Here is a 25,789-nt window from a genome sequence, read left to right as displayed (position 1 = left end):
ACGAGTTATTGCCATGAGGATTCTCCACACCGCCGACCTCCATCTCGGGCGTCAGTTCAACGGGATTCCTCTTGATGCCGATCACGCAGCAATTCTCGACCAGATCGTTTCGGCGATCACCTCTCGCGACGTTGATGTTCTTGTAATTGCAGGAGATATTTTTGACCGGGCTGCCCCGCCGACGTCTGCCGTGCGACAGTTCAATGGGTTCTTGGCGCGCGTTGCCTCAGAGACCGACGCGGCCGTGGTGATGATCGCCGGCAATCACGACTCTGGTGATCGAATCGCATCCATGGCGATCATGACAGACACACGACGCGCTTTGATACGTGGGGCTATCAGTGCGGACGAGAAGCCGCTGTTACTTACGGACGCCCACGGACCTGTGGCGTTCACGGGGTTGCCGTTCGCCTACGAGTATGCCGCCCGTGAATGTTTTTCCGACGAAGCTCTCCACGCGCCCGAGGACGTTCTCGCCGCTCAGGTGGCTTGCGGTCGGCGTAACATTCCCGATGGTACGCGTTGGGTCGTCGTTTCGCATGCTTTCGTAGCCGGGGCTTCGAGCAGCGAAAGTGAACGACCTCTCACTAGGGTCGGCGGCATCGAGACCGTCAGTTCGGCCGTGTTCGAGGGTGCCCACTATGTGGCTCTTGGCCATCTGCACCGGCCGCAATCGGTTGGTGCCCCTCATATCCGGTACTCGGGATCGCCATTAGCTTTCGGGTTTGATGAATCTGACTGCCAGAAGTCGATGAGCCTCGTCGAGATCGATGCAGTCGGGCAAACCACGATTGAGATCATTCCTTTCACACCCATTCGCCAAGTGCGCGTCTTGAAGGGACGTCACGCAGAACTTCTCCTCGCAGATCGATCTGACGATTTTATCAAAGCCGTGCTTACCGATGATGCGCCTGTGATCGATGGAATGAAGCGCATCCGCGACGTGTTCCCGAACGCCTGTGAACTTATCTACGAGCGGGATGAACAGGCGCAAGAAGTAAAGTCTTTAACGGGACGTGCCCTGGCGGTCGCGAACCCTGTCGAAGTCATTGGCGACTTCGTTGAACACGTGCGGGACGAAGGGTTCTCAGAGAAGGAACTGGAGGTCGTAGCGTCGGCACTCGGTCGCCTGTGTGAGGCGGAGGATGTCCAATGAGACCGGTTCGGCTAACACTTCAGGCGTTCGGTCCCTATCCAGGTCGGGTGGTTATCGACTTTCGGGATGCCGTCGAGGCGGGTCTTTTCGGCATCTACGGACAAACAGGATCAGGTAAATCGACCATCTTCAGCGCGATGACCTTTGCGCTCTTTGGCGAAGCGGCGAAGGCAGAGCAAGACGCTCCTTCGTTGCGCTCGGATCACGCAGATCCGGATATAATAACCGAGGCGGAGTTCGTGTTCGACATTGGTGAGCGGCGATATGTTGTGCTTCGCCGACCCGACCAGATGCGGCCCAAGGCACGCGGTGAAGGCGAGACGCGGAGCGCACACGAAGCTTACCTGTTCGATGCGACCGGAATGGCGCTGGACGCAATCACAGATGCGGCACGGGGCAAGATCTTGGCCGAGAAGAAGGTGCGCGACGTCGACGCGGCTGTTGTTGAGATGCTTGGATATGGCTCCGAGCAATTTCGCCAGATCGTCCTCCTGCCGCAAGGGCGCTTCGAGAAATTCCTTTCGGCCAAGACGAAAGAGCGCCTCGAAATCCTGCGAGAACTCTTCGATGTCTCGCTGTACGAGAAGCTCATGGCCGATCTCAAGTCGGCAGCCGATGAGGCTGAACGGCAGGTGCGGGATGAACGTGCGCTATGCGCCAGACAGCTCGCCGCAGAAGGATTCGAAAGCACTGATGCACTGATTTCGGGCATCGAAGCCGCAACTGGGAAATGCGCAGAGCTACGCGCGAACGAAGAAACCGGGAAGGCGACGGCGGAAGCTGCCGAGAAAGCAGTGCGTCAGGCGGAGGCGATCGAAGAAAAATTCGCGACGGCCGAAAAGATGAACGAACGGCTTCGCGCACTTGAGGCGCAGAAGGGCGATGTCGAGACGCTTTCTGAGCAGGTCCGACAAGCCGAGCGCGCACGCGGTCTGATCGATGTCGAGGAACGAGTAGGGGATGCCGAACGTGAGGTTGGTGAAGCCGAGGGTGCGCGCAAGAAGGCTGACGAGGCCAGCGAGCTTGCTTCCAGAGAAGCAGAAAAGGCGGCAGAGGCGCTCCGGCGCGAGGACGATCGTGCCGATGAGGTCGAAACCCTGCGCCGGAGAAGTGATGAACTGGAGAGGTATGGTCGAATCCTCGAGGCAGCGGCCGATAGCAATAAGGCAGTCGAAACCGCGCTGAAAGAGCAGCGAGACGCCGACAACGCTTTTCAGGCAGCAAAGGCACAACTGACCGAACTGCAGGAGAAGCGCACCTCGAAAAGCGCAGAGCTAAAAGCTGCGCGCGAAACGGAGGCGAAGCGCGCCGAGATCGCGGATCGGCGCGCAGAACTCGAAAAACGGCATCTGGCAGCCAAGTCCTACGAGGGCGCTTTGCAGGATGTCGCAACGGCTCAGGACGCTGTCGCAGAACAACTGCGGACGTCGGAAGCTGCGGCCGGAAAGGCCGAGAAGGCGCGAGATGATTATGAGACGGCCGAACGGGATCTAGCGGCAGCACAGGCGCTTCACCTCGCGACGAGATTGGAAGCAGGGTCGCCATGTCCGGTCTGCGGCGCAACCGAACATCCTGCGCCGGCGACTGGCGAGATCGGTAGTGCCGGCCTGGACAAGGCATTCCGAGAGTCACGAGAAGCATGGCTGGCCGCCGATCGCGAAGCCCGGCAAGCCGGCGAAGCACTGGTCGGCGTGCAAGCGACGCTTGACGAGCGACGGAAACGCTTGTCCACCCTTGAGCCGCCAGAGGCGCGTGCGGACGTCATCGCGGCGCAGATCGGTCGTGAGGACGCAGCACTCGCAGCGCTTGGTCCCCGGGTCGACATCCTTGCCGCGGAGGCCGGGATTGAGGAACTGGGACGGCAGGTCGAGGAACTGGAGCGGAAACGCGATGAGTTGCGGGACAGCTTCGATGAGCGGCGGAACAAGGCTACTGAGGCCAAGGCGACTCGCGACGGCAAGCTTGCCGAGGTGCCTGAGGACCTGCGCGATGTCACGGCGCTCGCGGCCACACTGAAGAAGGTGACCGAGTCGCTGGAGTCACTTCAGGCGGCGCGGATCGCGGCAGACAAAGCGCTGAAATCCGCGCGCGAAATGGCACTCGGCGCGGATAAGGATATTGAAAGCGCAAATAAGGCGCTCGTGGACTGTAAGGCGCGCCATCAAAAGGCGGTTGAGGTCTTCCGGACGAGACTGGCTGGAGCTGGCCTCACAGCAGAGGCCTTTCAGTCTCTCAAGTCAGCCATCGAAACTCTCAATGAAGATAGAGAAACGGTCGAGACCTACCGGCGTGAGCACAAGAGTGCGTCTGATGCAGTCACAGATGCTACCTCTGCGATTGAAGGCATGCCCCGGCCTGACATCGAAGCGCTGCGGGAAACGCACCAGACCCATGCTGAGGCACTCGGCAGGGTGACCGAAGAACGCATCGCCGCCCAGACCCGTGTCGATCATTTGGATCGGCTTAGAAAGGGGATTGAAGAGACGCTGCGCAAGCTTGACGAAGCCGAAGCGGTATCAGGCCCGCTGCGCGGACTAGCTGCGCTGGTGAACGGGCAGAACTCGCAAAGACTGACCCTGGAGACATTCGCGATAGGCGCGATGTTCGACCAGATTCTGGAAGCGGCAAACTTACGCTTCGGCCCAATGACAAACTATCAGTATAGTCTTGAGCGCGAGATGGAGAATGGAGGGCGAGGTAAGCGAGGCCTTGGAACACAGGTGTTTGACGCGCACACCGGGAAATCACGCGCTACAAGCACACTCTCAGGCGGCGAGACGTTCATTGCAGCACTCGCTCTCGCACTGGGTCTTGCCGACGTGGTCGAAGCGGCGAGCGGCAAGGTCCGGCTCGACACGATTTTTATCGACGAAGGGTTTGGAAGCCTCGACACCGAAAACGGGTCCGGCACGCTCGACCAAGTCCTACAGGTCCTCAACTCTATCGTCCGACAGAACCGTGCGGTGGGTCTGATTTCGCATGTACCGCTCGTCCAGGAGGCGATCCCAAACGGCTTCTATGTCAGAAAAGGGATGTCTGGGAGTAGTATTGAGGAAAGGGGAGTGGTCTGATGGTTCCTCGTTGGTTTCGACGGCGAGCTCATTCGCGGCGCTTGCCAAATGGTGGCACTACCGACGTTCGAGAAAGCTGGGTCTTACTGTCTTCTTCGAATGCAAAGCGCCAGCGCAGTTTCCGGCATCAGTGCCCCATATGCGGTGCAGACGTGGTCACGGTCCGTATGCCCAATGGTGGCAGCGCTCATTTTGAGGGCGCGAAGGGATTGTATAGGATCAAGCACCCATGTTTGCATGTTGGCGAAGGTTTGAGCCGAGTGCGTGACACGAACACGCCTGACCTCTTCGAAAACTGGTGAAATGTGCACCCCCACTGGGGATTCGATTGTTCTAGCAGAGAAAAATCGCCTAGAGGTTGAGAGGCGGGCGCCGTTCTCTTGAGATCGAACTGGCCAGTTAGGAGATTTTATTGATGAGTCTTGTATGGAAGGTTTTTCGCGTTACATTTTTTTTAGCGATTTATTTCTTTGCTGCTTTGTTAATTATTGCACTTGCATTGCAGTCATGGTCGGACGGCAGCCAAGTTCTTTTTGCATTGGGAGCGCCCATCTTTTTGGTTTGGTGGCAAGAAAGGCGGCGATCTAGAAAAATTGCCGCTACAAATGGCGGCGCAAAGAGTTCGGAAACAACAGAAACGAATTCAGCGCTGGTAGCGCCTCCAAATGCATATGAAAAACGTGTCGAGCGTGAACGCGAACGAACTCGCGAAGCCAATGTTTCCAGAGCATCGGCTGCGACTCAAGCCTATTCCCCACCGAAGCAGGACTACGCTGAGATCGTTCGCGCTGGAAAGTCTGCGGCGCCAGCTCTTGCGGCAGCCGCTGAAAGAAAACAATCTGGGCGAGTTGCATCGAGCAGGTCGTCCCGAACAAAGAAAAGCGGGTGGGTCCCCTCTAGCGAAACAGCTAGCGTCGCCGGTCGCAACATCGGCGGGATGGTCTATGTTGGCACGCCTCCCTTGCTGAACTCTTACGGGTATCGCGACAAATGCCGAGCCTATATCGATCCATCCCTGCCGGTCGCGCGCTCGGGCAGGGACAAGGCTGGCGATGGCATGCCGTATTGGCCCGGATACTCGGATATCTCACCCCAGTGTCGAGCAACCTACTTGGAGTGGTTGGCAACTGGGCGAAGCGACGCCTCCTATAACCCCGGCTACATGTTCCTGTACTTCTACGGGCTGGAGCGTCGCTTCTTCGTCGATCAGTCGAACGAAGATGCAAAGGAGATCGTCCAGGAAGTTCGGCGGCTGCAGTCACTCTACCCTGATAACCATTCCGTCAGGCGGTATTTGGGCGAGTTCCTCGATATCGCAATGATTGCCGAAACCGACCTTGACGCTATCGAGCCGATTTTCGAGAAGCAGGGCTGGGAACTTCCGTTCTCACTCAAATACGCAATCGGAGCCCAGATCGACAAAGGCGAGAACCTGACGGCTGACTGGTTGCTGAGTTGGTTCATCTGCCATCCGGAAACAAATCTGAGAACTCCCGCGACGCGGTGCCGTGACGAGTTCGCCGCTCTTTTCCGTATGCGGTTTGATCGGCGTTTTCCTGATGGGCTCAAAGTGACAAAACCCCGGAAATCACTCACGGCATCCTATCGCGCCGCCTCCAGCGAGTTTCAGGGGTCTGCCAACCCAACCGTTGATGGCAAGCCGGTCCCGGATATTTCCGGCCTGCGCAAACCGGTCGAGATTGCCCAGGAGTTGGCTGACGAGGTGATGAACGATCTCGACAAGCTCAGTCGCTTCTTGGGCCGAAATCCTGATGGTCGCGGAAGCGTTGAAGCGCATGCCTTGCTGCCTTCTGAACTGTGGGATGCCTTCCCATCAGAGGAAATGGACCACTTGAAATCTTGGGCAAGCGATATTGTCGATCGGGGGGGATTGGTGCCGCTTGAGGAGGTGATCGGGCGTCTGGAGGGAGAAACGAACGAGAAGATCGGGAAACGGCAAATGACTGGAGCCGCCGACGCGCTCGCGCGCCTCGGTTTCGGTCTGGCACCCGACCCTCGGTTTGCTCTCCGGTCGCCCAAGGCGGAGGAGCCCGTTGTGCTTTTTAGTCTGGGTGAACCCATCGAAAGACTGGAGGAAGTTTCCGACAGCTATCGAAGCGCCTTGATCGAATTGGCACTTGGGTCGTTCGTCGCCCATGCGGATGGTCGCATCGCGGAGCCTGAACGCAGGGCGTTGGAAGATCAGGTTTCTGCCGCGACCCTCAGCGATCAGGAACGCCGCAGGCTGCGTGCAAACCTTGAATGGTTCCTAGCCGTGCCACCGGACATGGCGCTTCTGCGACGGAAACTGAAGGAGGTGGGCCAAGACAACCAGGCCGCCATGCGGGCAGCGCTGGTTGGTGCAGCACATGCCGATGGCATTATTCACTCCGACGAAGTCGCAAGCATCGAGAAAGTCTACAAGGCTTTGGGCCTTGATCCTGCGCTGGCCTACTCGGACCTGCATGCTGGCGAAGTTTCGGATGGTCCCCGCACTGTTCGTGCGTCGCAACCAGGTCGCCCGGGCGAAGCGATACCCGAGCTTGAAAAAGCCAGCGGACCCAAACTCGACGCGTCGCGGATCGCAGCAATCCGTTCGGACACTGAGCGCGTGTCGTCTGTCCTTGGGCAGATTTTCGACGTCGAAGAGGAAGAAAGTGGTGCGTCCGGGCCCGCCAGCCAAAGCCAGCTGGCGGGGCTTGACTCGAAACACGGCGCCCTTGTCCTCGAACTAGTTACTCGTGAGCATTGGTCTGAAACGGAGTTCGAGACGATCTGCGCCTCGCATGGCTTGATGGCGTCCGGGGCACTGGAAGTCGTGAATGAATGGGCTTTTGAGACCTACGATGAAGCGCTTCTCGACGAGTATGATGGATATGACGTGTCTCCGGAGATTGCGGAGGCGGTAAAAGAAAAGATGAGTGCGGAGGGCAGGGATGTCTAAGTTGAAACCACGTGAACGCGATGCAATCGTACAGGCGCTTCGGGCCGGGGTCGTGCCCAAGCTCGGTTTGCGCCATATTCAGGTCGGCCGCGTCCGGGAGATTGAAGAGCTCGTCAAGGACATGGACCGGATATCAGATGGCGGATCGGCGATCCGGTTCATCATCGGGGAATACGGATCGGGCAAGACGTTCTTCATGAACCTGATTCGCCTCGTGGCCTTGGAGAAAGGCCTGGTCGTGATGTTCGCGGATCTGGCGCCGGATCGCCGCATTCACGCGACCGGCGGACAAGCTCGGGGGCTTTATGCGGAGATGGCCCGAAACCTCTCGACGCGGACAAAGCCCGATGGCGGGGCATTGGCCAGCGTGGTGGAACGGTTTGTCAGCCAAGCTCACCGAGATGCTGAAGAACGGGATTTGCCCACTGGGACCGTCATTCGTGAACGCCTTGGCCACTTTGAAGAACTTACCGGAGGGTTTGAGTTCGCCGAAGTCATCCGTCGATATTGGGAAGGCCATGAGACCGGCGACGACGAGTTGAAATCCGCAGCCCTGAGATGGCTGCGCGGCGAGTTCGCGACACGCACCGACGCGCGCAAGGCGCTTGGTGTGCGAACGATCATCGACGACGCCAGTGTCTATGACCATCTGAAGCTTATGTCGGCATTTGTGTGCGAGGCCGGTTACAAAGGCTTGCTCGTCGGCCTCGACGAGATGGTGAACCTCTACAAGCTCACCTCGTCGCAGGCCCGCAATGCAAACTATGAACAGATCCTCCGGATCCTGAACGATGTGCTGCAGGGTAGCGCCGAGAACCTCGGATTTCTCATGGGTGGAACCCCGGAGTTTCTGATGAACACCCGTCGTGGGCTCTATAGCTACGAAGCCCTTCAGTCGCGTTTGGCCGAAAATACCTTCGCGCGAGACGGATTGGTCGACCTTTCAGGACCGGTTGTCCGGCTCGCCAGCCTGACCCCTGAAGACCTTTTCGTACTTCTGGCCAATGTCCGGCGGATCATGCAGGACGATGCCAGTGTTGTGCCGGACGCCGCACTCGAGGCATTCATGGCGCATTGCTCGGACCGGATCGGTGAAGCTTACTTCCGCACCCCGCGCAATACGGTGACGGCCTTCGTGAACCTGCTTTCCGTGCTCGAGCAAAACCCCGGTGTCGAGTGGAGCGATCTGATCGAAAAGATCGAAGTCTCCGAAGACCTCGGCGAAGACATGACCGAGGTAGACGAGTCGACTGGTGCCCAAGACCCCGGTGACGATGATCTGATCAGCTTCAAGCTCTGACGCCGATGAGCAGTGCGTTCGACAAACTGGCGAGACCTGTGCAGAAATGGATACGCCAGCAAGGATGGCGCGAACTTCGCGACATCCAGGCGCGATCCATCCGGACGATCTGCGAGACCAATACCGATTTGATCGTTGCGGCGTCCACGGCGGGCGGAAAGACCGAGGCGGCGTTCCTGCCGTTGATTTCACAGGTGCTTGACGAGCCGTCCGACGGCACCGGCTTCGACCTGCTCTACATCGGTCCGCTGAAAGCCTTGATCACGGACCAGGCCATGCGGCTGGAGGGCATGTGCCAAGAAGCAGAGCTTCCGGTTATTCCCTGGCACGGGGATGTCTCGCAATCCGTCAAGACGCGGGCGTTGAAATCTCCGAAAGGGATCCTGCTGATAACCCCAGAGTCCCTTGAGGCGCTTTTAATTCGTCGCGGTTTGGAAATCCCTCGCCTGTTTGGGGCCACGCGGGCGGTCGTTATCGACGAACTGCACACAGTCCTGGACAGCGAACGCGGTGTTCAGCTTCGTTCACTGCTCACAAGGCTCGAGCTTGCGATAAAGCGGCCAGTCCGTCGGATAGGTCTGTCAGCGACGCTGGGGGACATGGACCTCGCCAAGGCCTATCTTCGCCCTGACGCAGCAAGCTCTGTCCAGCTGATCGAAGCAAATGGCGGCGAAGCTGAATTGAAGCTTCAGCTTCGCGGCTACCTCTCAGGCGATGAAGATGACAATAGTCCATCCGCAACTGACGCCATAGCAGCCCATCTGTTCAAGCATCTTCGAGGCAGTGACAACCTGGTCTTCGCCGGGGCGCGCCAACGGGTCGAGATTTACGCAGATCGGTTGCGGGAGCTTTGCGAACGGGAGCACCTGCCACAGGAATTCTATCCCCACCACGCGAGCCTCTCCCGAGAACACCGTGACTTCGTTGAGCGGCGCTTGAAGGACCCTGCGAGACCGACAACCGCAGTATGCACGTCAACGCTTGAGCTTGGAATCGACATCGGTGACGTGACCTGCGTGGCTCAAATCGGTGCGCCATTCAGCGTTGCGGCTTTGCGACAACGGCTTGGCCGGTCAGGCCGGCGTGAAGGACAACCGGCCATTCTCAGGCAGTACGCTGTCGAAGCCAAATTGACGCCGGAGAGCAGTTTCGTGGATCGTCTTCGCCTCGGCCTGATTAGGTCCATCGCGATGATAGACCTGTTGCTTGAAGGCTGGTGCGAACCACCAAAACCGCAGGCGCTTCATCTCTCGACGCTCGTCCATCAGATACTGTCAGTCATCGCGCAGCGCGGCGGTGCGTCCGCAAGTGTGGTATACAACGTGCTCTGCCGCGAAGGCCCCTTCCGAAAGGTCACGACCGGAGTCTTCGCAGATGTGTTGCGTGCAATTGGACATCCAGAAACCGGCTTGATCGAACAGTCCGGGAGCGGGCTGTTACTTCTGGGACCGACAGGCGAAAAGCTGGTTGAGCATTACAGCTTCTATGCGGTGTTCCAGACACCTGAGGAATTCCGTTTGGTTGCAGAGGGGCGGGATCTTGGAACCCTGCCGATCGACAATGTTCTTGCGCCTGGGATGCTGCTGATATTTTCTGGGCGGCGTTGGGTGGTTCAAGAGATCCATGATCTTGAAAAGGTCATCGTGGTCAAACCCGCGAAGGCCGGTGTGCCTCCTGTCTTCGGCGGAGATGCGGGGGACATTCATGACGAGGTGATAGACCGGATGTTCACCGTGCTGGAGGGGGATATCAGTCCACCCTACATGGAGCCCGTTTCGCTAGCGATGCTTGACGAAGCGCGCGCCCACTATGAGCGACTCGGGTTCCGGACCAAGAACATCCACAGTCTTGGCGAGCATGCATCGATCATTGCAACCCGGGCTGGGACGGTTAAGACGTCAACCTTGGCGCTAGCGCTCAGAAGTATGGGGTTCTTGGTCGAACAGCATGACGGGTTTCTGATGGTGCAGACCGGGGACGAAACACCAGATCTACGCTCAGTGCTGGCAGATATTCGATCTGGCGAACCCGTTGATCTGTTCGCGGGAGCAGGTAACTTCATGTCTGAGAAGTTTCATCCGTACCTGTCGAAGCCGCTCTTGGAGTTGGATGCAGCCAGTTCGAAGCTTGTTCCTCAAATTCTTCCAACGTTGGTTGAAAGGATAATTCAGGCATGAGCGGTGGGAAGCAGAGGTTGTTTCCTTGCATGCTCTGAGCCGCTAGGGCCAAATGCAATGGCCTTTTGGGGCGCAGAGATCATTTGGAGAATGTCGTGGCTGATAAGCTGAACATAAATTTAAGATATTGCTATGGAATTGGAAAACTCGAGGCAGAGCTGGAGTTTAAGCACAAAGGCTACGCGATCTACGCTCCAAACGGTGTTATGAAAACATCGCTTGCGAAGACAATGATGGACCTTTCGGAAGGCAATTCGCCGAAGGACCTGCACTTCCCGAATCGCGAACCTACTTGTGAGATCACCCTGAATGGCGAAGCCATTAAGAAAGAGGAAATTTTCGTCGTTAAATCCTACGATGACAAATTCTCTTCAAGTCAGGTGTCCACTCTTCTTGCGAACGCCGAACTCAGAGCGAAGTACGAGGGAATCCATCAGTCGATTGGCGAAGCAAAGAAGGCTTTGGACAAAGCTCTCAGGAACGCTGCGGGGTTTGGAGAAAGATCACGGGAAAACTTAGACCCGATTATAGAGGATGTATTTGGCCGCAGCTACTATGAGGCACTTTCTGCGATTGAGGACGAGCTCAACGAACTTCATCAATCGGACCTCGGCAAAGCCGACTACAGAATCCTGTATGACCCAAAAGTTCAGCAATTCCTTGCCAGTGAAGATGTGGCGGCTGCGGTCGAAGACTTTGCGCAAAAGTATGACGAGATAACCGAACAATCGCCAATCCTTCGAAGGGATTTTCAGTATCACAATGTCGCCCAGGTTCAGCAGCAGCTCGAAGCGAACAACTTTTTTAACGCTGGACACAGCATCAGCTTGGCGGATGAAAAAACGGATCAGAAGGAAGAGGTTTCATCGGACCAATCTCTTCGCGAGCGAATCGAAGAGGAGAAGCTTCGCGTCTTGAACGATAAGGCGGTGGCGAAGAAATTTGACACATTCAATTCAAAGCTCAAAAACAAGGAGCTGCAGGCTTTCCGAGATTATATCACAGATAACAAACACCTTCTGCCCATGCTCAACGACCGGGAGGGCCTGAAACGTGACCTTTGGATGCAATATCTTCGGGCTGCACTTGATGAATACAAAGCGCTCGTATCCGAGTATCGAGCTGGTCAAAGTGCTCTCGCTGAAATCATCGCAGACGCGGACAGCAGCAGAGGTGATTGGGACGCTGTAGTGGCAGACTTCAATCGTCGCTTTCTCTACCTGCCGTTTGAACTTTCCGTTGAAAATAAGGCCGATGCGATCCTCAAAGGAAGTGCTCCTTCGATTGCTTTCATCATCAAAGATTCAGGTGAAGAGAGGCGTTACGCTTCATCCGAAAAGCAAGAGCTGCTCCGAGCGCTAAGCACAGGTGAAAGTCGCGCACTCTACATCCTTGATATCATGTATGAGGTGTTCGTGCGATGGAAGAACCGCACCAAGACCCTCTTTGTCTTTGACGACATTTCTGACTCGTTTGACTACAAAAACAAGTTCGCGATCATTGATTTCTTAGAGGATGTGACCAAGACCGAAGACACTAATTTCCTTGCCATCGTTCTGACTCACAACTTCGATTTCCTTCGAACAGTTTCAAGCAGAGATATCTGTCCAGCACATCAGTGTCGGCTGGCGTTTCGATCTGATGACGGGATCAAGCTTGAGCCATTCGAGCGGACGGACATCCAGAGTCCGTTTCGTAAGTGGCAAGGCAGGTTGGCCGAACCGTCAGTTCTAATTGCCTATATACCGTTCTTACGTAATTTAATCGAATACACGCTTGGCCCCAAAGATGCCGATGGGAATCCTAATGCTGACTACCTGCAGCTTACCAGGATGCTCCACTTCAAAGATGAAACGGAAGCCCTCACCATCGAGGATTACAAGGACGTGTTCGAACGCCATTTGGCCGGGTGTACATTCCCCGATGTTGATCTGACGCAGCCAGTTATTGAGCATCTTTTCGCGACCGCCGATGAGTGTGAAAAAGTTGCCGATGGCATCAATCTTGAGCACAAGATCGCTCTGTCAATCGCGATCAGAATGCGAGCCGAGCGATACATGGTCGCAAAGATCCGTTCTGCGGAGGCTGAATATGATGTTTCGAATAAACAAACAGGGAAAATATTTCAGAAATTCAAAGACTTGTTTAATAACGAAGCTGAAAAAATAGGCCTTCTACGCCGGGTCAATCTAATCACGCCAGCAAACATACATCTCAATTCCTTTATGTATGAGCCAATCTTAGACATGGGCATGGCCGAGTTAGTGACGTTGTACCAGAACGTAAAGTCAGATTTGAACTAGGCGTGATCGGAATGCGTTTTGCACTTTTGAATGGTCAACGAGTTGAGGCGACGCCTGGTGCCTTGGGCTACTGCCCAGGCTGCAATGCCGCCATGCTAGCTCGATGCGGTACCAAGAAGGTCTGGCATTGGGCGCACAAAGGCCGCCATCATTGTGATCATTGGTGGGAAAACGAAACCGAGTGGCATCGCGACTGGAAGAACCGGTTTTTTACCGACTGGCAAGAGTTGCCAGCTCGCGATGAAACTGGCGAGCTTCATATTGCGGATATCAAAACACCCTATGACCTTGTGATCGAGTTCCAGCACTCTGCTATCAAGTCGGATGAGGTAAGAAAGCGCACAGATTTCTACGGTCAAGTGATTTGGATTATCGATGGAACCCGCCGCCCAACTGATCTGACCCAATATGAACGGATGCTGTCAGAAAACTATCCGGAACGGTTCGACGGCGTAGATATCTACACCGTTTATTGCGAGGAAACACGGCTTCTCAAAGAATGGGGATCATTGGGCAAGATTGTCGGATTTGACTTTGGCGGCGAAAATCTATGCTTGCTGACAGCCGCACAAGGCAGAAGCCGCTATCTCTTCGACTTCCCAAAGGTGGAGTTCGCTAGGTTGATTTGTGAAGGGAGGCCGCTGCCAGTGGTTCAGTTCGCAGAACCCACCCAGCGTGGTTATCGAAGGCGTAGAGGATTCTAATAAAAGTCAGGCGGTAAGCAGTCGTTCTTGCTGGCAATCCTATTTTAATATAGTCAAACCTTTGGATATGCATACAGCCCGTGGCAGATCACCAGCGATACCTTTGCGGTTTTGGAGGGTTTTTCACATTTGCCCGTCACCGCCGCCCCAGCCTTCCCAACCGGGCCAGTTGAGCCAGCATTTGAGACCCTGCCCCAGGTGACCCAGTGCCACTTGCCTGTCCGGTCTGCCCCATGCCTTGCCGCACTGGCATCTGCTGCACACCAAAGAACTGCCGCGCTCTAAGGGCGGCATATTCCGCGCCACTGGCACCGCCGATCAGATAGCGGTTGTAGGCCTGCTGGCTGCCCATGGCGGCGCGGGCGAAGCTGTAGCCCCCGCCGAGACCTCCGGAGAGGGCGGGCATCATGATGTTGCCGGAGATCGCGCGAACGATGAAGGGCGTTGCGATGATGAAGCCCTTGGCCATGAGCACCATCATGAAGAAGGGAATGAGCGCGCCGATGTTTGAGGCGCCTTCCGGATCGCCAAGCTCGCCGATGAGTGCGGAGGAAACGCCGGTGATTGTCGCGAACACGCCGGCGACGACGATGGGGTAGAGCGCAAAGGAAACCAGCGCCGACAGCCAGCGCGCGAAGTAGTCTTTGGTCACCTCGAAGAGTGTCAGGAATATCATGACCGGCGCGATCCCGATCAGAAGCGCGATCATCAAACGCGAGGCCACGAGAATGAAGGCGGCCAGCCCGCCGAGGATGGAAAGCAGCAGCACCCCGACAATGTCGAGCATGGCCCCTGCCATCCAGTTCAACTCGGAACCAGCGGCATTCAAATAGTCCCCCAACTCGGCGATCAACCGGTCGAATTCTTCGGCGAAGGTACCAGAAGGGCCGGGAGTCCCACCACCGACCGAGGCCACGAGCGCCCCTGCAATGCTGTCGATCCCGGCAAGGATGGCGGATGAGAGCGCGTTGAACTGCACCCAGTTAGTCGCGAATATCCCGATCAGTCCGATCTTGACCGCGAGCCAGAATGCCGTGCGCCCGTCCATCGCCTTGTACTGGTAGATCATGTTGAGGAACACAAGGATCACCACCAATGTTGTTCCCAGCACCAGAAGCGTGCCGACAGTAGCTGCAACGGAACCGAACTGGGTTTCCGCCGCGGTGTCGAGATAGCCTTGGGAGGTTTCAACGAAATATGTGACGACGCTCATCGGGGATCAGCCTTACCAATTGCCCGCAGCGTCGCAGATGGCTTTGGCCTCGAGGCGAACGTCGTTGGCGCGTCGATTGTAGGTTTCGGAAGCTTCCAGCATTTCCCAGCGTTCGCCACTGGCGTGGCGCTCACGAAACACCGCCTCAGCTGCGTCCCAAGATGGGAACCGGGTCTCGCAATCGCAGCTGCCGGACTCGACAATCCGCTCGAGGTTTTGGGCGCGATAGATGTCCTGGACCAATACGCGCTGATAGGCTTGGCGCAGGGGGATTCCTTGCATCCAGCTGGGCTCAGCGGGCCGGTCCGGACAGACGTTGAAGCTGCGATCGAGCGTCGGCACTAGATTGCGCTCGGCGAAGGCGGGGACAGCCAGTAGGCTCAGGGCCACTCCGGTCAAAGCAACGCTTAGCCGTGCCAGCCTCATGCCGTGGCTCCGATGGTGGTCGTTTCGCGTTTCAGGAAGACCGTGTGCCCAACATTCGCGAATTCCGAGGAGCTGATCGACACCACCTCCCAGCCTTCCGCACCTTTGGCATTCAGGCTGGCTTGCATGTCGGCAAGGCTGGTTTTGCGGGTCATGGGAAAGGACAGGATAACGTATTCAAAGGTCTTCATAGGGAAGTTCCAATCTCATTAGCGCCGGGGAGGTAGAATTCCGTGATGCCGCGTTTGCCGTCATGCCGGCCTGCCTGGATGATCACATCGATCGAATTCTCGATGTATTGGATCATGTCGGCATAGGTCATCGGGATCTCGGTCTTCAGTGCTGCGATCGCAAGCCGCTGCACGGCCAATTGCGGGGTTTCGGCATGCAGCGTGGTCATGGACCCGCCGTGGCCGGTGTTGATGGCTTCCAGAAAGGTCATGGCCTCCTTGCCGCGCACTTCGCCCAGGATGATCCGGTCGGGACGCATGCGCAGCGTGGCGGTGAGAAGCACATCGGCGGTCTGGAATTCCGCGTCGCGATTGGCGATGAGGGTCACTGCATTTGGCTGGGTCGGCAGCAGCTCGGCGGCTTCTTCGATGGTCACGATGCGTTCCTCGGATGGCACGTGAGATAGGATCTTGCGCGCGGCCACGGTCTTGCCGGTGGAGGTGCCGCCCGAGACGATCATGTTGAGTTTGTTCTCGACGCAGAAGGCGAGCGCGTCATCGATCAAACCCGCGGCCACCACGGCGCGCAAGGCGCGCTTTTTTTCGACGCGCAGGTCTTCGAGCTTGCGCTCTTTTCCGTAGAGGAAATCGAGTGCGATGCCCTCGAGTGGCAGGCTCGAGAAGAACCGCAGGCTGATCGACATGGCCGAGAGCACGGCGGGCGGGGTGATGACCTGTGCGCGGATCGGGCGCCCCTTGTAGGTGATCGAGACCGAGACGATGGGGCGGTCCTTGCTCATCGTGGTATTGGCCGAGGAGGCGATCTGGTTGCCGAGGTCCCTGACCTGAACGCCCGTAAGCCTCTGGTCCAGCGCGCGCATGAAGTGATCGCCCTGGAATTCGCCCCAGCAGGTGCCATCAGGGTTAATACAGATCTCGATGACATCGTCGCGAGCGGCGGCGTCGATCCGGTCGAGCGAGGTTTCGAGATAGCTCAGCGACATGGGCTCAGAATATCTCCAGATCGCGGTCGACCATCACTGTCACGCGGGCCCCCTGGTCGACATAGATGACGGGTCCGATGGAGAGGTAATCGCCAATGACGCTGTCCGTGGCATCTGCCAGATCATCGCCAACGTCTTCGAGAACGTCGGCGGCAGTCTCATCCTGGACCTCGGAGGCGGCGGCACTTGGCGCGGCCGAAATCAGCGAGATCAGGGCGGCCGACCCGAAACGCTCGGCAAAACGCGTGTCCACGAAACCGGTGACGCCAGAACGGCCCAGTTCATCACCTCCGAAGGAGCTGATCTGGACGGTTTGGCCCGCGGGCAGGATGATCCGGTCCCAGGCGATCGTGACGCGGCGCTGCGCGATATCGACGCCAGCGCGGTAGCGCCCGACGAGACGGGATCCGCGGGGGATCAACAGGCGCGCGCCATCGACGCTGTAGACGTCCTCGGACACCACGGCACGGGTCTGGCCGGGCAGGGAGCTGTCGAGGGCGGTTTCCATGACGGCCTGGATCATGGTGCCCTGTAGAATCGTGTTGGAGGGATTGGCGATCACCTCGGCCTGCGTCACGGTGGAGGGCAATGCACCGTTCAGCACGAAATCCGTCACCTCGCCGAAGGTGCGTTCGGTCAGAGCCGTTTCACTCGCTCCTGAGGCACCTCCAAAAGCGATGGTGGGAGAGGCGATGCGCCGCTCCTGGAAGGCGCGTTCCTCCGCGGCGCGGCGCTCCAGCTCGGCCATGCGCCGGGCTTCTTCCTCGCGGCGCAGTCGCTCTTGCTCGCGTGCGCGCAGCTCATCCTCCGTGGGGCCCGCTGGGGCGGGTTGGGGCCGGCTGGCCTCGAGTTGGGCCAGTTCCAGATCCATGCGGAGTTGCTCAAGGCTGCGATCCCGCGCCGTCAGTTCGTCCTGAAATCGTTGCTGTGCTGCTTCCGAGGCGGCTTGTAGCGCCGCGATCTGAGCAGTCAGCGCGTCAATTGCCTCTGCGGCGGCGGTGTCTTCCTCGACAACTGGTTCAGGGGCGTTGCGCAACTCCTCGATCTGGGCCTGCAGGGCGGTGATCTGCGCCAGAAGCTCGGCGTTGGGCTCAACGGGGTCTGGTCCGACGAACACAACCTCGGGCTCGGGCGGGGGCAAGGTCTCGATAGCGCCAAAGCCATCCCCTTCGTTTTGGAAGACGTCCGGGGTGGCCGTCGGCAAGGCTTCCTCTTCGTCGGGCTGTGAGAGGAGATAAAGCAGGGCACCACCTGCGCCGATGACGAGGACCACGATCAGCGCGAGAAGGGGCGACCGGCGCTGCGCCGCCGTGGGGGCGCGGGCACTGCCTTTCTCAAGGGCGGCGAGGCGTTTTTCCAGCTCGGTGTTCCCGGTATCGCTCATGAGGCGGCCTCCGCGGGCGGGATCGCCTCGATGCAGACCACCTCTTCGCCAAGTCGCAGGACCCATTGGCGGTCTACGCCGCTGACGCGGATCACGCCGTCTTCAGGGGTTTGCGTGTTGACCGTGCGCTCGCGGCCGCCCGCGTAGCGGAAGATCGCTGGCACAGGTGCGTTCCGCGGAAACGCGAAATACGTGAACGTCCCGTCATCCCAGACGCGGGTCGGGGTGAACTCGGTCCGCGCGCTGGCACCGTAATTGTAGTTCGGCGCTTGGGCGGCGATGGCCCGGGTCGGGCGCGCAGCGTCCTCCGGATAGCGGAACTGCACCACGTAGAAGGTTGGGCTGCGGACCTCGTGGACGTTGAAGTAGTAGCTCCGGCGGTTCGTATAGACTGTCACATTGGTATGCACCCCGCGCGCGACGGGCTTGATCGCGAAGGCCTGCCCGCCCGGCACGCCATCGATCTCGAAGCCCTCGGTGTCGCCCGCGATGATCGAGCGGATGCTTTCACCCTCACCGAATTCGACCGTGGTGACATGGGTAAGCGAGACGCTGAGACGGTAGACCTGACCCTCCTGGTAGGTGGCCAAGCGCACTCGGCTGTCGTTGGGACCGCCACGCGGGATGGCTTCGGCAGAGGCGAGGCCGGGCAATAGGGCAATGACAAAAATAAGCGATCTTATAAACAACAACGTCAGTTCTCCAATCTGTCGGAGCGGATGGAATATTCGAGGACGGTGAAGCCGAAGGGATTGGTCCAGACCTCATCGATGGAGCGGCGGGTCTCGGGACGGAACTCGAAGAGAAGGGTCGCGGTGAAGAGCCCGGTTTGGGTGCCGTTAATGGACGTCAGGCGCTTGCGCAGGCGGACCGTCGCGCGGTTGGTTCCGATCCGGTTGATGCTGAGGATTTCCACGTCGAGCCGGGCGTTCGGCCCGTAGACTGTCGGCGGGTAATTCTCGTTGGCGCTGTTCCAGATTTGACGCAGCCCGCTTTCAGCGGCCCCATCCGAGCGGCGCAGGACGCTGCGGATGCGCAGATCGTTGTCGAGCTGGTTATAGACCTCCCGGCCGGTCACATAGCGGAACACCTCCGCCTCGATGATCGCCTGGTTGGCGGTCACCGAGGAGGCGCCCACCGAGGCTTCGGGGAGTGCAAAGCCGGTGGCGGGATCATAGGGGACAACGACGGGGGGCGGGTCGACATCGAGGATTGCGACTGCGGCAGCGCTCAGGCATCCGAGAATGCCGAAGATGAGGCCGATGAGCCCAAGGCGTTGCCAGAGCCGTTCGCGGCGCAGGGCACCATAGACCAGCTCTTCTTCGATGATTTCCTGTTCACTCGCCACGCGTTACACCCCAAGTCAGTCTGCGCGCAGATCCGGCAGCGTGAAGTCCATGAAGCGCTGCTCCTCTGCGATGGTGGCGGCATCGATCACACCGCCGGTGCCGTCGCCCACGGTCTGCACCGCTTCGAGCTGCCACATCGCGACCAGCGCGATCGCCAGTTCCGCCGTGACACGCGTGTTGAGATCGATGCTTTCCTTGAGTTCGTCCATGTCATCGATCAGCCCGACGAGCCGGTCGATGCGCTCCAGCGATTGGCCGGCATCCTCATAGCTGTTCTGGGCCGCGGCCGAGACCAGGGCGCCGGTGGTGGCCTGCGTCGCCACGCGGTTAGCGCCCGGATTGCCGCTGGTGGCCATTTCCGAGAGGGTGTCATCGTCAAATCCGAGATCGGCCAGTACCCGGTCCATCTGGGTTTCGATCTCGCCCGCGCCGGAGCCCGACAGGCCAGAGAAATCCCCAGTCTTGATCGCCTCAATCGTGGCGAGGATGTCCCCGAACTCTTGGTCGAGCAGACCGTTCAACTCGTCTTCCATTTCCGTCCGGATGATTTCGGGAAGCTCGGCGAGGCGGGTGAGGGCCTCGTAGGTTCTTTGCAGCTCCGCGAGTTGATCCGTGAGAAGGCCGAGCTGTTCGCGGAGCTGCGTCAGCTGCTCGTTTTGCAGGATCTCGTCTTCGATCATCTGCCGGAGCTGCTGGATGTTTTGCGCGATGTTCTGGGTGTCGACGACGGGCACGCCTTGCGCGAGGGCAGGGGATAGGGCGCCAAGATGCAGACCAACCCCAAGTGTCGTGGCCAATGCCGTCCTCACGAGCAAATCTCTCATCAGTCTATCTCCCTGATCGTAAAATCCATGAACGTGCCTTCGGCCATGCGGGCGCTGGCCTGGGCCAGCTCCTCGGCAGAGAGGACGCGAGTGCGGGCGGCCTGAAGCCGGATGCGGGCGGCCACGAGACGCACGAGTTCGGCGCGGGCATAAGTGTTGAGCGCAACGCTCTCCTGCAGATCCTCGGTCTCGGAAATCCGCTCGACGATATCCGCAATGCGCAGCGCGGCCTGCCTGATCGCCGCATGAGAATTGTTGCCATAGAAGGCCGCGCCGTGCCCGGTGATTGAGAGGTTCGCATTGGCGAGAAGTGCGGGGTCGATCGTGCCGAGCGCTTCGATCCCACCGATGCGGCCCAGGTAGAGATTGTAGCGCTCCGGGATGACCTGGACGTAGTGCTGGGTTTCGGCAAAGGGCGGCACGCCACCATATTCGAACACCCGGCCGGGTCCGGCGTTATAGGCCGCGAGCGCGTTGATGATATTGCCATCGAATGTGTTTAGTTGCGCTGCTAGATAGCGCGCTCCGCCATGCACCTGCAGGTAGGGGCTGTCGTAGTACTCCGGGTTGATGCCGAGATCGCTGGCGGTACCGGGCATGATCTGGGTGAGACCATAGGCGCCGACGGGAGACCGTGCCCCAATGGTGAACCGGCTTTCCTGCCAGATGAGCGCTTGCAGCAACGCGCGCCACTGGACGGGTGAGAGCCCTGCGCGGCCAACGCCGGCAAAGCCGCTGGTCTCCTGAGCCACGCGGATGATGAGCTGCTCGATGGTCTCAGACGTATCCCCGAACATCTGCGCACCGCCGGGATTGGGGTCGATGTCGGCATTGCCATAGACCGCCTCGACTGACCGGGCCGGATCCCCGCTGCCGCTTTCCAGCCCCGAGACCATAGCTGGCAAGCCCTGACCGCCGAAGCTGGTTTGGGCATCGAGGATGCGTTGCAGGGTTTCCAGTTGCTCGCGTTCGATCTCGGCAATGAGCTCGCGCACGGCAAGCTTGTCCGCCTGAACGGCCAAGTCAGCCTCGCGATCGCCAGTCTCGACGATGTCACGCGCGGTCAGCCCACTGTCATTGGTCGGCACGCCTTGGGCGAAGCTGAGACCGGGCAGCAGGCAAAACGCCAGGATATGAGGCAGGCTAGACTTCAATGTCGCCCTCCGGGGTGCCAAGGGGCGTGAAGCTGCAATCAGGTGCTGTGGGTGCCGTCGAGGCCAGGAAGGTGAAGCAATTGGCCTGCGGTTCCTGATACTGGGCGCAGGAGGCCAAAGCGCCGAGCGCGGTGAGAAGCAACAAAATGCGAGTCATGAAAGTCTCCAGAAGTCTGGGCGGTCGCGGTAATCGGCGCCGACAAGCGCCTCGCCTTTTTCCATGCCGCCAAGGATGGTGAGATTGGGCCCAAGCGCGCTCAGATCGGCATCGACGACGATGGAGCCCTGGTCGTCTCGGATGAGGGCGAGACGGCTGTCGCTGCCCGTGTTGAGAAGGACGTCGAGCTCCTTCTCCGTGAGGTTCAGCATGGCGTAATCCGCAGGCTGCGCGCGGATATTGGGCAGCAGGATCTGCGTCGGAACGGCTTCGACAATGGTCTTGCCGGTCCGGGTGCGCTCGAGCTGGCTCGCGTATTGCGTCATTATGACCGCGACAGTGTTCTGCTTGCGCGCGGTCACCAGCCAGTTCGACAGCCGTTCGGCGAAATAAGCATTATCAAGCGCCTTCCAGGCCTCGTCGATCACGATGATGGTGGGGCGGCGGTCCTCGATCTCGCGCTCGACCCGGCGGAAAAGATAGGACAGGACCGCCATCCGTTCCTTGTCGGCCTCGCTGTCGAGAATGCCGGTCAGATCGAAGCCCACGACATCGCCCTTGAGCGAGAACGTGTCCTCGAGGCTCTGCCCGAAGATCCAGCCGTAGCGGCCGTCTTCGGTCCACTCAAGCAGGCGCTGGTGCAGATCGCCGCCATCATCGGTGGACACAAAAAGCGATGCGAAATCCCGCCAGTTCCGCAGGGCCGGATTGGAGGCCTGGGCATTCTGGCGCACGACTTCCTGGATGCGGTTGGTCTGTGCGGGCGTCAGGGGCTTGTCAGCGCGGTAGAGCAGGGTGGCAAGCCAATCCGAAAGCCAGGCGGTGCCGCGGGCATCGGTCTCTGTCCAGAGCGGGTTGAGGCCCGTGGGCTGACCGGCGTTCAGGGACGCGTAGCGCCCGCCATTCGCGCGGACCGCCATCTCCATACCAAGACGGTAATCGAAGACGAAGACCCGCGCCCCTGCTCGACGAGCTTGGGTCATCAGGAAGGCCGAAAGCACCGATTTGCCGGACCCGGGCCGTCCCATGATCAGCGTATGCCCGCTGGTGGGTTCTTTCTCGGGGCTGCCTTGCTCGTGATAGGAAAACCGGTAGGCGCTTTGTTCGGGCGTGGGCAGATAGGTGATGACCCGGCCCCAGGGGGTAAGTGCTGCGGGTTTTCCGAGCTGCGTCCGGTGGAAGGCCGCGAAATCCGCGAAGTTGCGATTGGTGACGGCGCTGGCACGCACGCGCTTGGGCTGGTTGCCGGGATGCTGGCTGAGGTAATGCGCCTTGGCGGCGACCCGCTCGCCAATCATCTTCACGCCTTCGGTTGCGGCGGCGTTTACGATCTCCGCGCTGAGTGTCTGCAGCTCTTCGAGCGTGTCGCAGAAGAGCGTCACGACCATATGGTGTTCGCCGAAGCTTTGGCGCTTGGCCTCGAGATCATCGGCGGCGATATCGAGGGCTTCCATGAGCGAGAGGGCCGCGTCCTGGCTCGCCTGCATCTGGCGCTTTTGCCGCTTGATGCGGCCCGCCATGAGGTTCGAATTGATCGGCGTGAAGGAGTGGGTGACGATCATGTCGACCGGTAGGTTCAGCATGTCGAACATGGTGCAGGAGGTGCCTTCCGAGTATTCCCCGACGGTGAAGCTCTTGCCGTAGCGGTGGCCCACGACGCCCTCGGAAAGCTCGAAATGGTCGCCGTGAAACGTCACGCGGGTATTGGCGACGTTGACGGACAAAAAGCCGTAGGTGTTGGCTGGGTAGAGCGGCAGCTCGGTGCCCGTGTTGAGCGCGCCCAAAAATCCCACCAACTCTCCCGATCCGGCTGACAGCAGGCGTGGCTTGAGCTCGGTAAGCCCCGAGAGGAAGACGTTCACGGCCTCACCGAGGCGCTGCAGGCGTTTGCGGGTCTCCTCCTTCAGTCGGTCCGGCGCGCTGCGGCTCAGGAACGGCAGGAGGCTTTTCGGGGGCGGGCGGTGAATGACGGTGAGCGTCAAGGTCTTGTCGCGGAGCCCGCTGGTCTCGAGTTTCGCGCGCCAGCGCCGGTCAACCTCGCCTGCGAAGCTGTCCTCACGGATCGGGTCGAGATCAGGTTTGATGGCCTTGGAGACCTTGTGGACGTAATAGCTGAATTCCGGCCCGAGCTGCGCGACGATGCGGGCAAAAAGCGCCGTCACCTTGTCGAGATAGGCATCGTCCGTCGTGTAGCTGTTGATCCCCTCGAGCCGAATGCAGCGGAAGAGTTCGTTCACCCGCGTCCGCACGGTCTGGTCATCGACGAGGCTCACATAGGGCAGCATATGCGCAAGGCGGGTCTCGCGCGCATACCAGTCTGGCGTCATTGTGCGGGGATCGATCGCTGGATCATGGGCGTCATCACGGGGCATAGCTGTCCCCGCCATGGATGCTGCGGTTGCGCGTGGGTGGCGTCTCCTGCAGCGCCGTCATCATCACATCGATGAAGCGCGGATCCCAGTCCGCGGCCTTCCAAAGCACGGGATAGAGCAGGGCGGCGACAGCCAGCACTGCGACGTGCTGGACCCAGACAAACAGGAGCACCGAACCGAAGAGCCAGACCATCGCGTACATGATGGGCAGGCCCAGAAGCTTGGGCGGGCGCACGAGGCCGAGAAAGAGGGGCGAGCGCTCAGCCACCGGCAAACACTGCAGCAACGATTGTGGGGGCGGCCGCAACACCAGCGATCCCGACGAGGACCCAGAGGGCTTGGCGCAGGTCGATGATGTTGAAGAACCAGCTCAGGAAGACGCCCAGCACGGCCAGCGTCGCGATGACAACGCCAAGCGGACCGGTCAGCGCATCGACAATGCCCTGCAACAAGCTCTGGATCGGGGAGAGATCGATGCTTTGCGCAAGCGCAGGCTCTGCGACGAGCAGGAATAGCGCCAGCGAGGCGACAAAGAGGTTTGAAATCTGTTTCATGAATTTGATCCTTCCAATCGGGCTACGACAGCCATGACGCGGGCCACGTGGTTCTGGGTTTCTCGGTAGGGGGGAACGCCGCCATACTGGCGGACCGCATCGGGCCCCGCGTTGTAGGCCGCCAGCGCCAGATGCGGATCTCTGAAGCGCTCCAGCATCATCGCGAGGTAGCGGGCGGAGCCGTCGAGGTTTTGCAGCGGATCACGCGGGTCGACGCCCAGATCACGCGCCGTCGCTGGCATCAATTGACCAAGGCCAATGGCACCTGCACTTGAAATCGCATCCTGCCGGTAGGCGCTCTCAACCTCGATATTGGCCCGGTAGAGGGTTAGCCAATCGCGAACCGAGAGCTCCGCGCCGCGTAGCCCGGGATGCCCGGCATAGCGAAAGGCGGTGGCCTCGATGGCCGTGAGGATATCGGCGCGGGGCAGGGGCGCAGGCCGTGAGAGGGCTGCCAATTGGATGTCGTCTGGCTCACCATCCCGTTCGCCAAAGATTGCCAGCTCATCGGCCGCTGAACCTTGTCCAATGCCGTCATTGTAATTGCGGGCAAAGCTGTCCTGGGAGCGGGATGGGGTCAGAGAGCCGTCGCTCTCCATGACCAGCACCATCTGCGCGGAGGCAGGTGCTGCGACCAGCCAGAGGCAGACGAGGTTAGTAGTCAGCGCCCTTGTCTGATGGGGCTTTGTCTGACGGCGCAAGTTTGTGCGTACGGCTTGTCCCCGCCTCAAGCGGCAGGTCGATATGTGCAAAGCCAAGGCCAATGAAGAATGACACCACGCCAGAGATCGTCTTGAACTCGCGGATCTTGATATCGTTGTAGGTCGTCCGCGTGCGGGCGGTGACGAGGAGCTTTTCCACGCCCTCGTCAGAGACAACACGCATGATCCAGACCCCGTAATAGCTGGGGCCTTTCTTGTGTGCCGACTCTTGGCACAGGATTTCTGCGCTATAGCCGCTTTCCACGAGTTCGCGGAACCTGGCTTCCGTAACCACATTTGGTGCTTCGATGTCCCAGTTCATGGCCCGGCTCACGCTTTCTCCAATGGCGCGACCCCAGGCATTCCTACTTGAAGCCCAGAGTTACGATAGTATATTATCAGCCGCAAGATGTAATATCATGCATTGGCTGTAGTTTGGTTACGCAAACACTAGTCACGGCCAGTGTCCGCGATCAAGGAGATAACAGGTTTGAGAAACCCAAGGTTGACATGCCTGCTCCCATTGCAAGCTATAGTCCTTCTAATCTGCGTTCCCGGGCCGGTTTTGGCGGAATCCTGCTTTGCGCCATCCCGTCCTTTCCTGCCAAGCGATTCGCAGGCGGCGCGGGACTATGCGGATATCATCCGCGGCGACTTCGAAGATTACATTCAGGATATCCAGAGCTACTTCCGTTGCCTCGACGGTGAACGGGCCCGTGCCTTCGAGGAAGCGAGGGAGGTCAGTGAGGACTACGGCCGATTTCTGCAATTGGTAGGGGATTGATGGGCAGCTTCGGGAGCATCAGACTTGCAGCCCATGGAAACC

23 protein-coding genes are annotated in these 25,789 nt (G+C 59.1%); 8 read left to right on the top strand and 15 right to left on the bottom strand.

The genetic code is table 11. The features are described 5' to 3' along the window. Positions 1 to 13 precede the first annotated feature (13 nt). The 7 genes from SM765_RS19660 to SM765_RS19630 all read left to right on the top strand — a co-directional run bounded on the left by SM765_RS19660 (position 14) and on the right by SM765_RS19630 (position 13,655). On the top strand, positions 14 to 1,156 hold the full coding sequence (locus SM765_RS19660; RefSeq protein WP_043754083.1) for an exonuclease SbcCD subunit D: 1,143 nt from the start codon (positions 14 to 16) through the stop codon (positions 1,154 to 1,156). Then, the gene (locus SM765_RS19655) at positions 1,153 to 4,227 is read left to right on the top strand and encodes an AAA family ATPase (protein WP_368981714.1); all 3,075 of its coding nucleotides are present in this window, start codon (positions 1,153 to 1,155) and stop codon (positions 4,225 to 4,227) included. Before SM765_RS19660 ends, SM765_RS19655 begins: the two co-directional genes overlap by 4 nt. A gap of 415 nt (positions 4,228 to 4,642) precedes the next feature. After that, on the top strand, positions 4,643 to 7,171 hold the full coding sequence (locus SM765_RS19650) for a tellurite resistance TerB family protein (RefSeq protein WP_082917322.1): 2,529 nt from the start codon (positions 4,643 to 4,645) through the stop codon (positions 7,169 to 7,171). Next, on the top strand, positions 7,164 to 8,471 hold the full coding sequence (locus SM765_RS19645; protein WP_368981713.1) for an ATP-binding protein: 1,308 nt from the start codon (positions 7,164 to 7,166) through the stop codon (positions 8,469 to 8,471). The genes SM765_RS19650 and SM765_RS19645 overlap by 8 nt, the downstream gene beginning before the upstream one ends. Positions 8,472 to 8,476: 5 nt before the next feature. Next, positions 8,477 to 10,648 (top strand): DEAD/DEAH box helicase, encoded by a 2,172-nt coding sequence (locus tag SM765_RS19640; RefSeq protein WP_043754075.1) that lies wholly within the window; start codon positions 8,477 to 8,479, stop codon positions 10,646 to 10,648. 95 nt (positions 10,649 to 10,743) lie between these two features. Next, positions 10,744 to 12,951: a hypothetical protein gene (locus SM765_RS19635; RefSeq protein ID WP_043754170.1), complete on the top strand. Its 2,208-nt coding sequence runs from the start codon at positions 10,744 to 10,746 to the stop codon at positions 12,949 to 12,951. Positions 12,952 to 12,962: 11 nt separating this feature from the next. After that, positions 12,963 to 13,655 carry a competence protein CoiA gene (locus SM765_RS19630; RefSeq protein ID WP_368981712.1) on the top strand — a complete coding sequence of 231 codons (693 nt, stop codon included), beginning with the start codon at positions 12,963 to 12,965 and terminating at the stop codon, positions 13,653 to 13,655. A 136-nt stretch (positions 13,656 to 13,791) separates the two neighbouring features. Here SM765_RS19630 and SM765_RS19625 read toward each other — a convergent pair whose 3' ends face one another. The 15 genes from SM765_RS19625 to SM765_RS19555 are packed head-to-tail and all read right to left on the bottom strand — an operon-like array spanning position 13,792 to position 25,285. Further along, the gene (locus SM765_RS19625) at positions 13,792 to 14,868 is read right to left on the bottom strand and encodes a TrbL/VirB6 family protein (protein ID WP_064260170.1); all 1,077 of its coding nucleotides are present in this window, start codon (positions 14,866 to 14,868) and stop codon (positions 13,792 to 13,794) included. Between the two features lie 12 nt (positions 14,869 to 14,880). After that, complete coding sequence (locus SM765_RS19620; protein WP_043755080.1) at positions 14,881 to 15,294, bottom strand: hypothetical protein; 414 nt, start codon at positions 15,292 to 15,294, stop codon at positions 14,881 to 14,883. Then, complete coding sequence (locus SM765_RS19615; RefSeq protein WP_064260169.1) at positions 15,291 to 15,485, bottom strand: DUF4177 domain-containing protein; 195 nt, start codon at positions 15,483 to 15,485, stop codon at positions 15,291 to 15,293. Before SM765_RS19615 ends, SM765_RS19620 begins: the two co-directional genes overlap by 4 nt. Then, positions 15,482 to 16,468, bottom strand: coding sequence for an ATPase, T2SS/T4P/T4SS family (locus tag SM765_RS19610; protein ID WP_368981711.1), 987 nt, complete (start codon positions 16,466 to 16,468; stop codon positions 15,482 to 15,484). The genes SM765_RS19615 and SM765_RS19610 overlap by 4 nt, the downstream gene beginning before the upstream one ends. A 4-nt stretch (positions 16,469 to 16,472) precedes the next feature. Then, on the bottom strand, positions 16,473 to 17,852 hold the full coding sequence (locus SM765_RS19605) for a TraB/TrbI/VirB10 family type IV secretion system protein (RefSeq protein WP_368981710.1): 1,380 nt from the start codon (positions 17,850 to 17,852) through the stop codon (positions 16,473 to 16,475). Next, positions 17,849 to 18,544 (bottom strand): TrbG/VirB9 family P-type conjugative transfer protein, encoded by a 696-nt coding sequence (locus SM765_RS19600; RefSeq protein WP_368981709.1) that lies wholly within the window; start codon positions 18,542 to 18,544, stop codon positions 17,849 to 17,851. The genes SM765_RS19605 and SM765_RS19600 overlap by 4 nt, the downstream gene beginning before the upstream one ends. A gap of 2 nt (positions 18,545 to 18,546) precedes the next feature. Next, complete coding sequence (locus SM765_RS19595; RefSeq protein ID WP_368981708.1) at positions 18,547 to 19,200, bottom strand: VirB8 family type IV secretion system protein; 654 nt, start codon at positions 19,198 to 19,200, stop codon at positions 18,547 to 18,549. A gap of 15 nt (positions 19,201 to 19,215) precedes the next feature. Next, the gene (locus SM765_RS19590; RefSeq protein ID WP_368981707.1) at positions 19,216 to 20,025 is read right to left on the bottom strand and encodes a type IV secretion system protein; all 810 of its coding nucleotides are present in this window, start codon (positions 20,023 to 20,025) and stop codon (positions 19,216 to 19,218) included. Continuing rightward, entirely contained in the window at positions 20,025 to 21,179 is a 1,155-nt protein-coding gene (locus SM765_RS19585) for a lytic transglycosylase domain-containing protein (protein ID WP_368981706.1), read from the bottom strand. Before SM765_RS19585 ends, SM765_RS19590 begins: the two co-directional genes overlap by 1 nt. Further along, a complete protein-coding gene (locus SM765_RS19580; RefSeq protein ID WP_368981705.1) occupies positions 21,169 to 21,336 on the bottom strand; it encodes a hypothetical protein in 168 nt (55 codons plus the stop codon). The genes SM765_RS19585 and SM765_RS19580 overlap by 11 nt, the downstream gene beginning before the upstream one ends. Beyond that, on the bottom strand, positions 21,333 to 23,708 hold the full coding sequence (locus SM765_RS19575) for a VirB4 family type IV secretion/conjugal transfer ATPase (protein ID WP_368981704.1): 2,376 nt from the start codon (positions 23,706 to 23,708) through the stop codon (positions 21,333 to 21,335). Before SM765_RS19575 ends, SM765_RS19580 begins: the two co-directional genes overlap by 4 nt. Continuing rightward, positions 23,698 to 23,976, bottom strand: a complete 279-nt coding sequence (locus SM765_RS19570; protein ID WP_368981703.1) for a VirB3 family type IV secretion system protein — start codon at positions 23,974 to 23,976, stop codon at positions 23,698 to 23,700. Before SM765_RS19570 ends, SM765_RS19575 begins: the two co-directional genes overlap by 11 nt. Continuing rightward, on the bottom strand, positions 23,969 to 24,262 hold the full coding sequence (locus tag SM765_RS19565; RefSeq protein ID WP_368981702.1) for a TrbC/VirB2 family protein: 294 nt from the start codon (positions 24,260 to 24,262) through the stop codon (positions 23,969 to 23,971). The genes SM765_RS19570 and SM765_RS19565 overlap by 8 nt, the downstream gene beginning before the upstream one ends. Then, on the bottom strand, positions 24,259 to 24,873 hold the full coding sequence (locus SM765_RS19560) for a lytic transglycosylase domain-containing protein (RefSeq protein WP_368981774.1): 615 nt from the start codon (positions 24,871 to 24,873) through the stop codon (positions 24,259 to 24,261). The genes SM765_RS19565 and SM765_RS19560 overlap by 4 nt, the downstream gene beginning before the upstream one ends. Before the next feature lie 43 nt (positions 24,874 to 24,916). Then, complete coding sequence (locus SM765_RS19555; RefSeq protein WP_368981701.1) at positions 24,917 to 25,285, bottom strand: hypothetical protein; 369 nt, start codon at positions 25,283 to 25,285, stop codon at positions 24,917 to 24,919. 210 nt (positions 25,286 to 25,495) lie between these two features. Between SM765_RS19555 and SM765_RS19550 the strand changes: the two genes are divergently transcribed. Continuing rightward, complete coding sequence (locus SM765_RS19550) at positions 25,496 to 25,747, top strand: hypothetical protein (RefSeq protein ID WP_490363106.1); 252 nt, start codon at positions 25,496 to 25,498, stop codon at positions 25,745 to 25,747. Positions 25,748 to 25,789 lie beyond the last annotated feature (42 nt).

It is taken from the genome of Pseudophaeobacter sp. 1A09344 (genome assembly GCF_041008745.1).
In the GTDB taxonomy this organism is placed as follows: Bacteria; Pseudomonadota; Alphaproteobacteria; order Rhodobacterales; family Rhodobacteraceae; genus Phycobacter; species Phycobacter gallaeciensis_A.
The sequence above is the reverse complement of the archived record's forward strand: the minus strand, read 5'-3'. Positions and strand labels throughout refer to the sequence as shown.

Bases quoted from the DNA above. Each gene is read 5' to 3' on its own strand.
- SM765_RS19660 (WP_043754083.1), top strand. From the start codon at position 14: ATGAGGATTCTCCACACCGCCGACCTCCATCTCGGGCGTCAGTTCAAC.
- SM765_RS19655 (WP_368981714.1), top strand. From the start codon at position 1,153: ATGAGACCGGTTCGGCTAACACTTCAGGCGTTCGGTCCCTATCCAGGT.
- SM765_RS19650 (WP_082917322.1), top strand. From the start codon at position 4,643: ATGAGTCTTGTATGGAAGGTTTTTCGCGTTACATTTTTTTTAGCGATT.
- SM765_RS19645 (WP_368981713.1), top strand. From the start codon at position 7,164: ATGTCTAAGTTGAAACCACGTGAACGCGATGCAATCGTACAGGCGCTT.
- SM765_RS19640 (WP_043754075.1), top strand. From the start codon at position 8,477: ATGAGCAGTGCGTTCGACAAACTGGCGAGACCTGTGCAGAAATGGATA.
- SM765_RS19630 (WP_368981712.1), top strand. From the start codon at position 12,963: ATGCGTTTTGCACTTTTGAATGGTCAACGAGTTGAGGCGACGCCTGGT.
- SM765_RS19625 (WP_064260170.1), bottom strand. From the start codon at position 14,868: ATGAGCGTCGTCACATATTTCGTTGAAACCTCCCAAGGCTATCTCGAC.
- SM765_RS19620 (WP_043755080.1), bottom strand. From the start codon at position 15,294: ATGAGGCTGGCACGGCTAAGCGTTGCTTTGACCGGAGTGGCCCTGAGC.
- SM765_RS19615 (WP_064260169.1), bottom strand. From the start codon at position 15,485: ATGAAGACCTTTGAATACGTTATCCTGTCCTTTCCCATGACCCGCAAA.
- SM765_RS19610 (WP_368981711.1), bottom strand. From the start codon at position 16,468: ATGTCGCTGAGCTATCTCGAAACCTCGCTCGACCGGATCGACGCCGCC.
- SM765_RS19605 (WP_368981710.1), bottom strand. From the start codon at position 17,852: ATGAGCGATACCGGGAACACCGAGCTGGAAAAACGCCTCGCCGCCCTT.
- SM765_RS19590 (WP_368981707.1), bottom strand. From the start codon at position 20,025: ATGAGAGATTTGCTCGTGAGGACGGCATTGGCCACGACACTTGGGGTT.
- SM765_RS19580 (WP_368981705.1), bottom strand. From the start codon at position 21,336: ATGACTCGCATTTTGTTGCTTCTCACCGCGCTCGGCGCTTTGGCCTCC.
- SM765_RS19575 (WP_368981704.1), bottom strand. From the start codon at position 23,708: ATGCCCCGTGATGACGCCCATGATCCAGCGATCGATCCCCGCACAATG.
- SM765_RS19565 (WP_368981702.1), bottom strand. From the start codon at position 24,262: ATGAAACAGATTTCAAACCTCTTTGTCGCCTCGCTGGCGCTATTCCTG.
- SM765_RS19560 (WP_368981774.1), bottom strand. From the start codon at position 24,873: ATGGTGCTGGTCATGGAGAGCGACGGCTCTCTGACCCCATCCCGCTCC.
- SM765_RS19555 (WP_368981701.1), bottom strand. From the start codon at position 25,285: ATGAACTGGGACATCGAAGCACCAAATGTGGTTACGGAAGCCAGGTTC.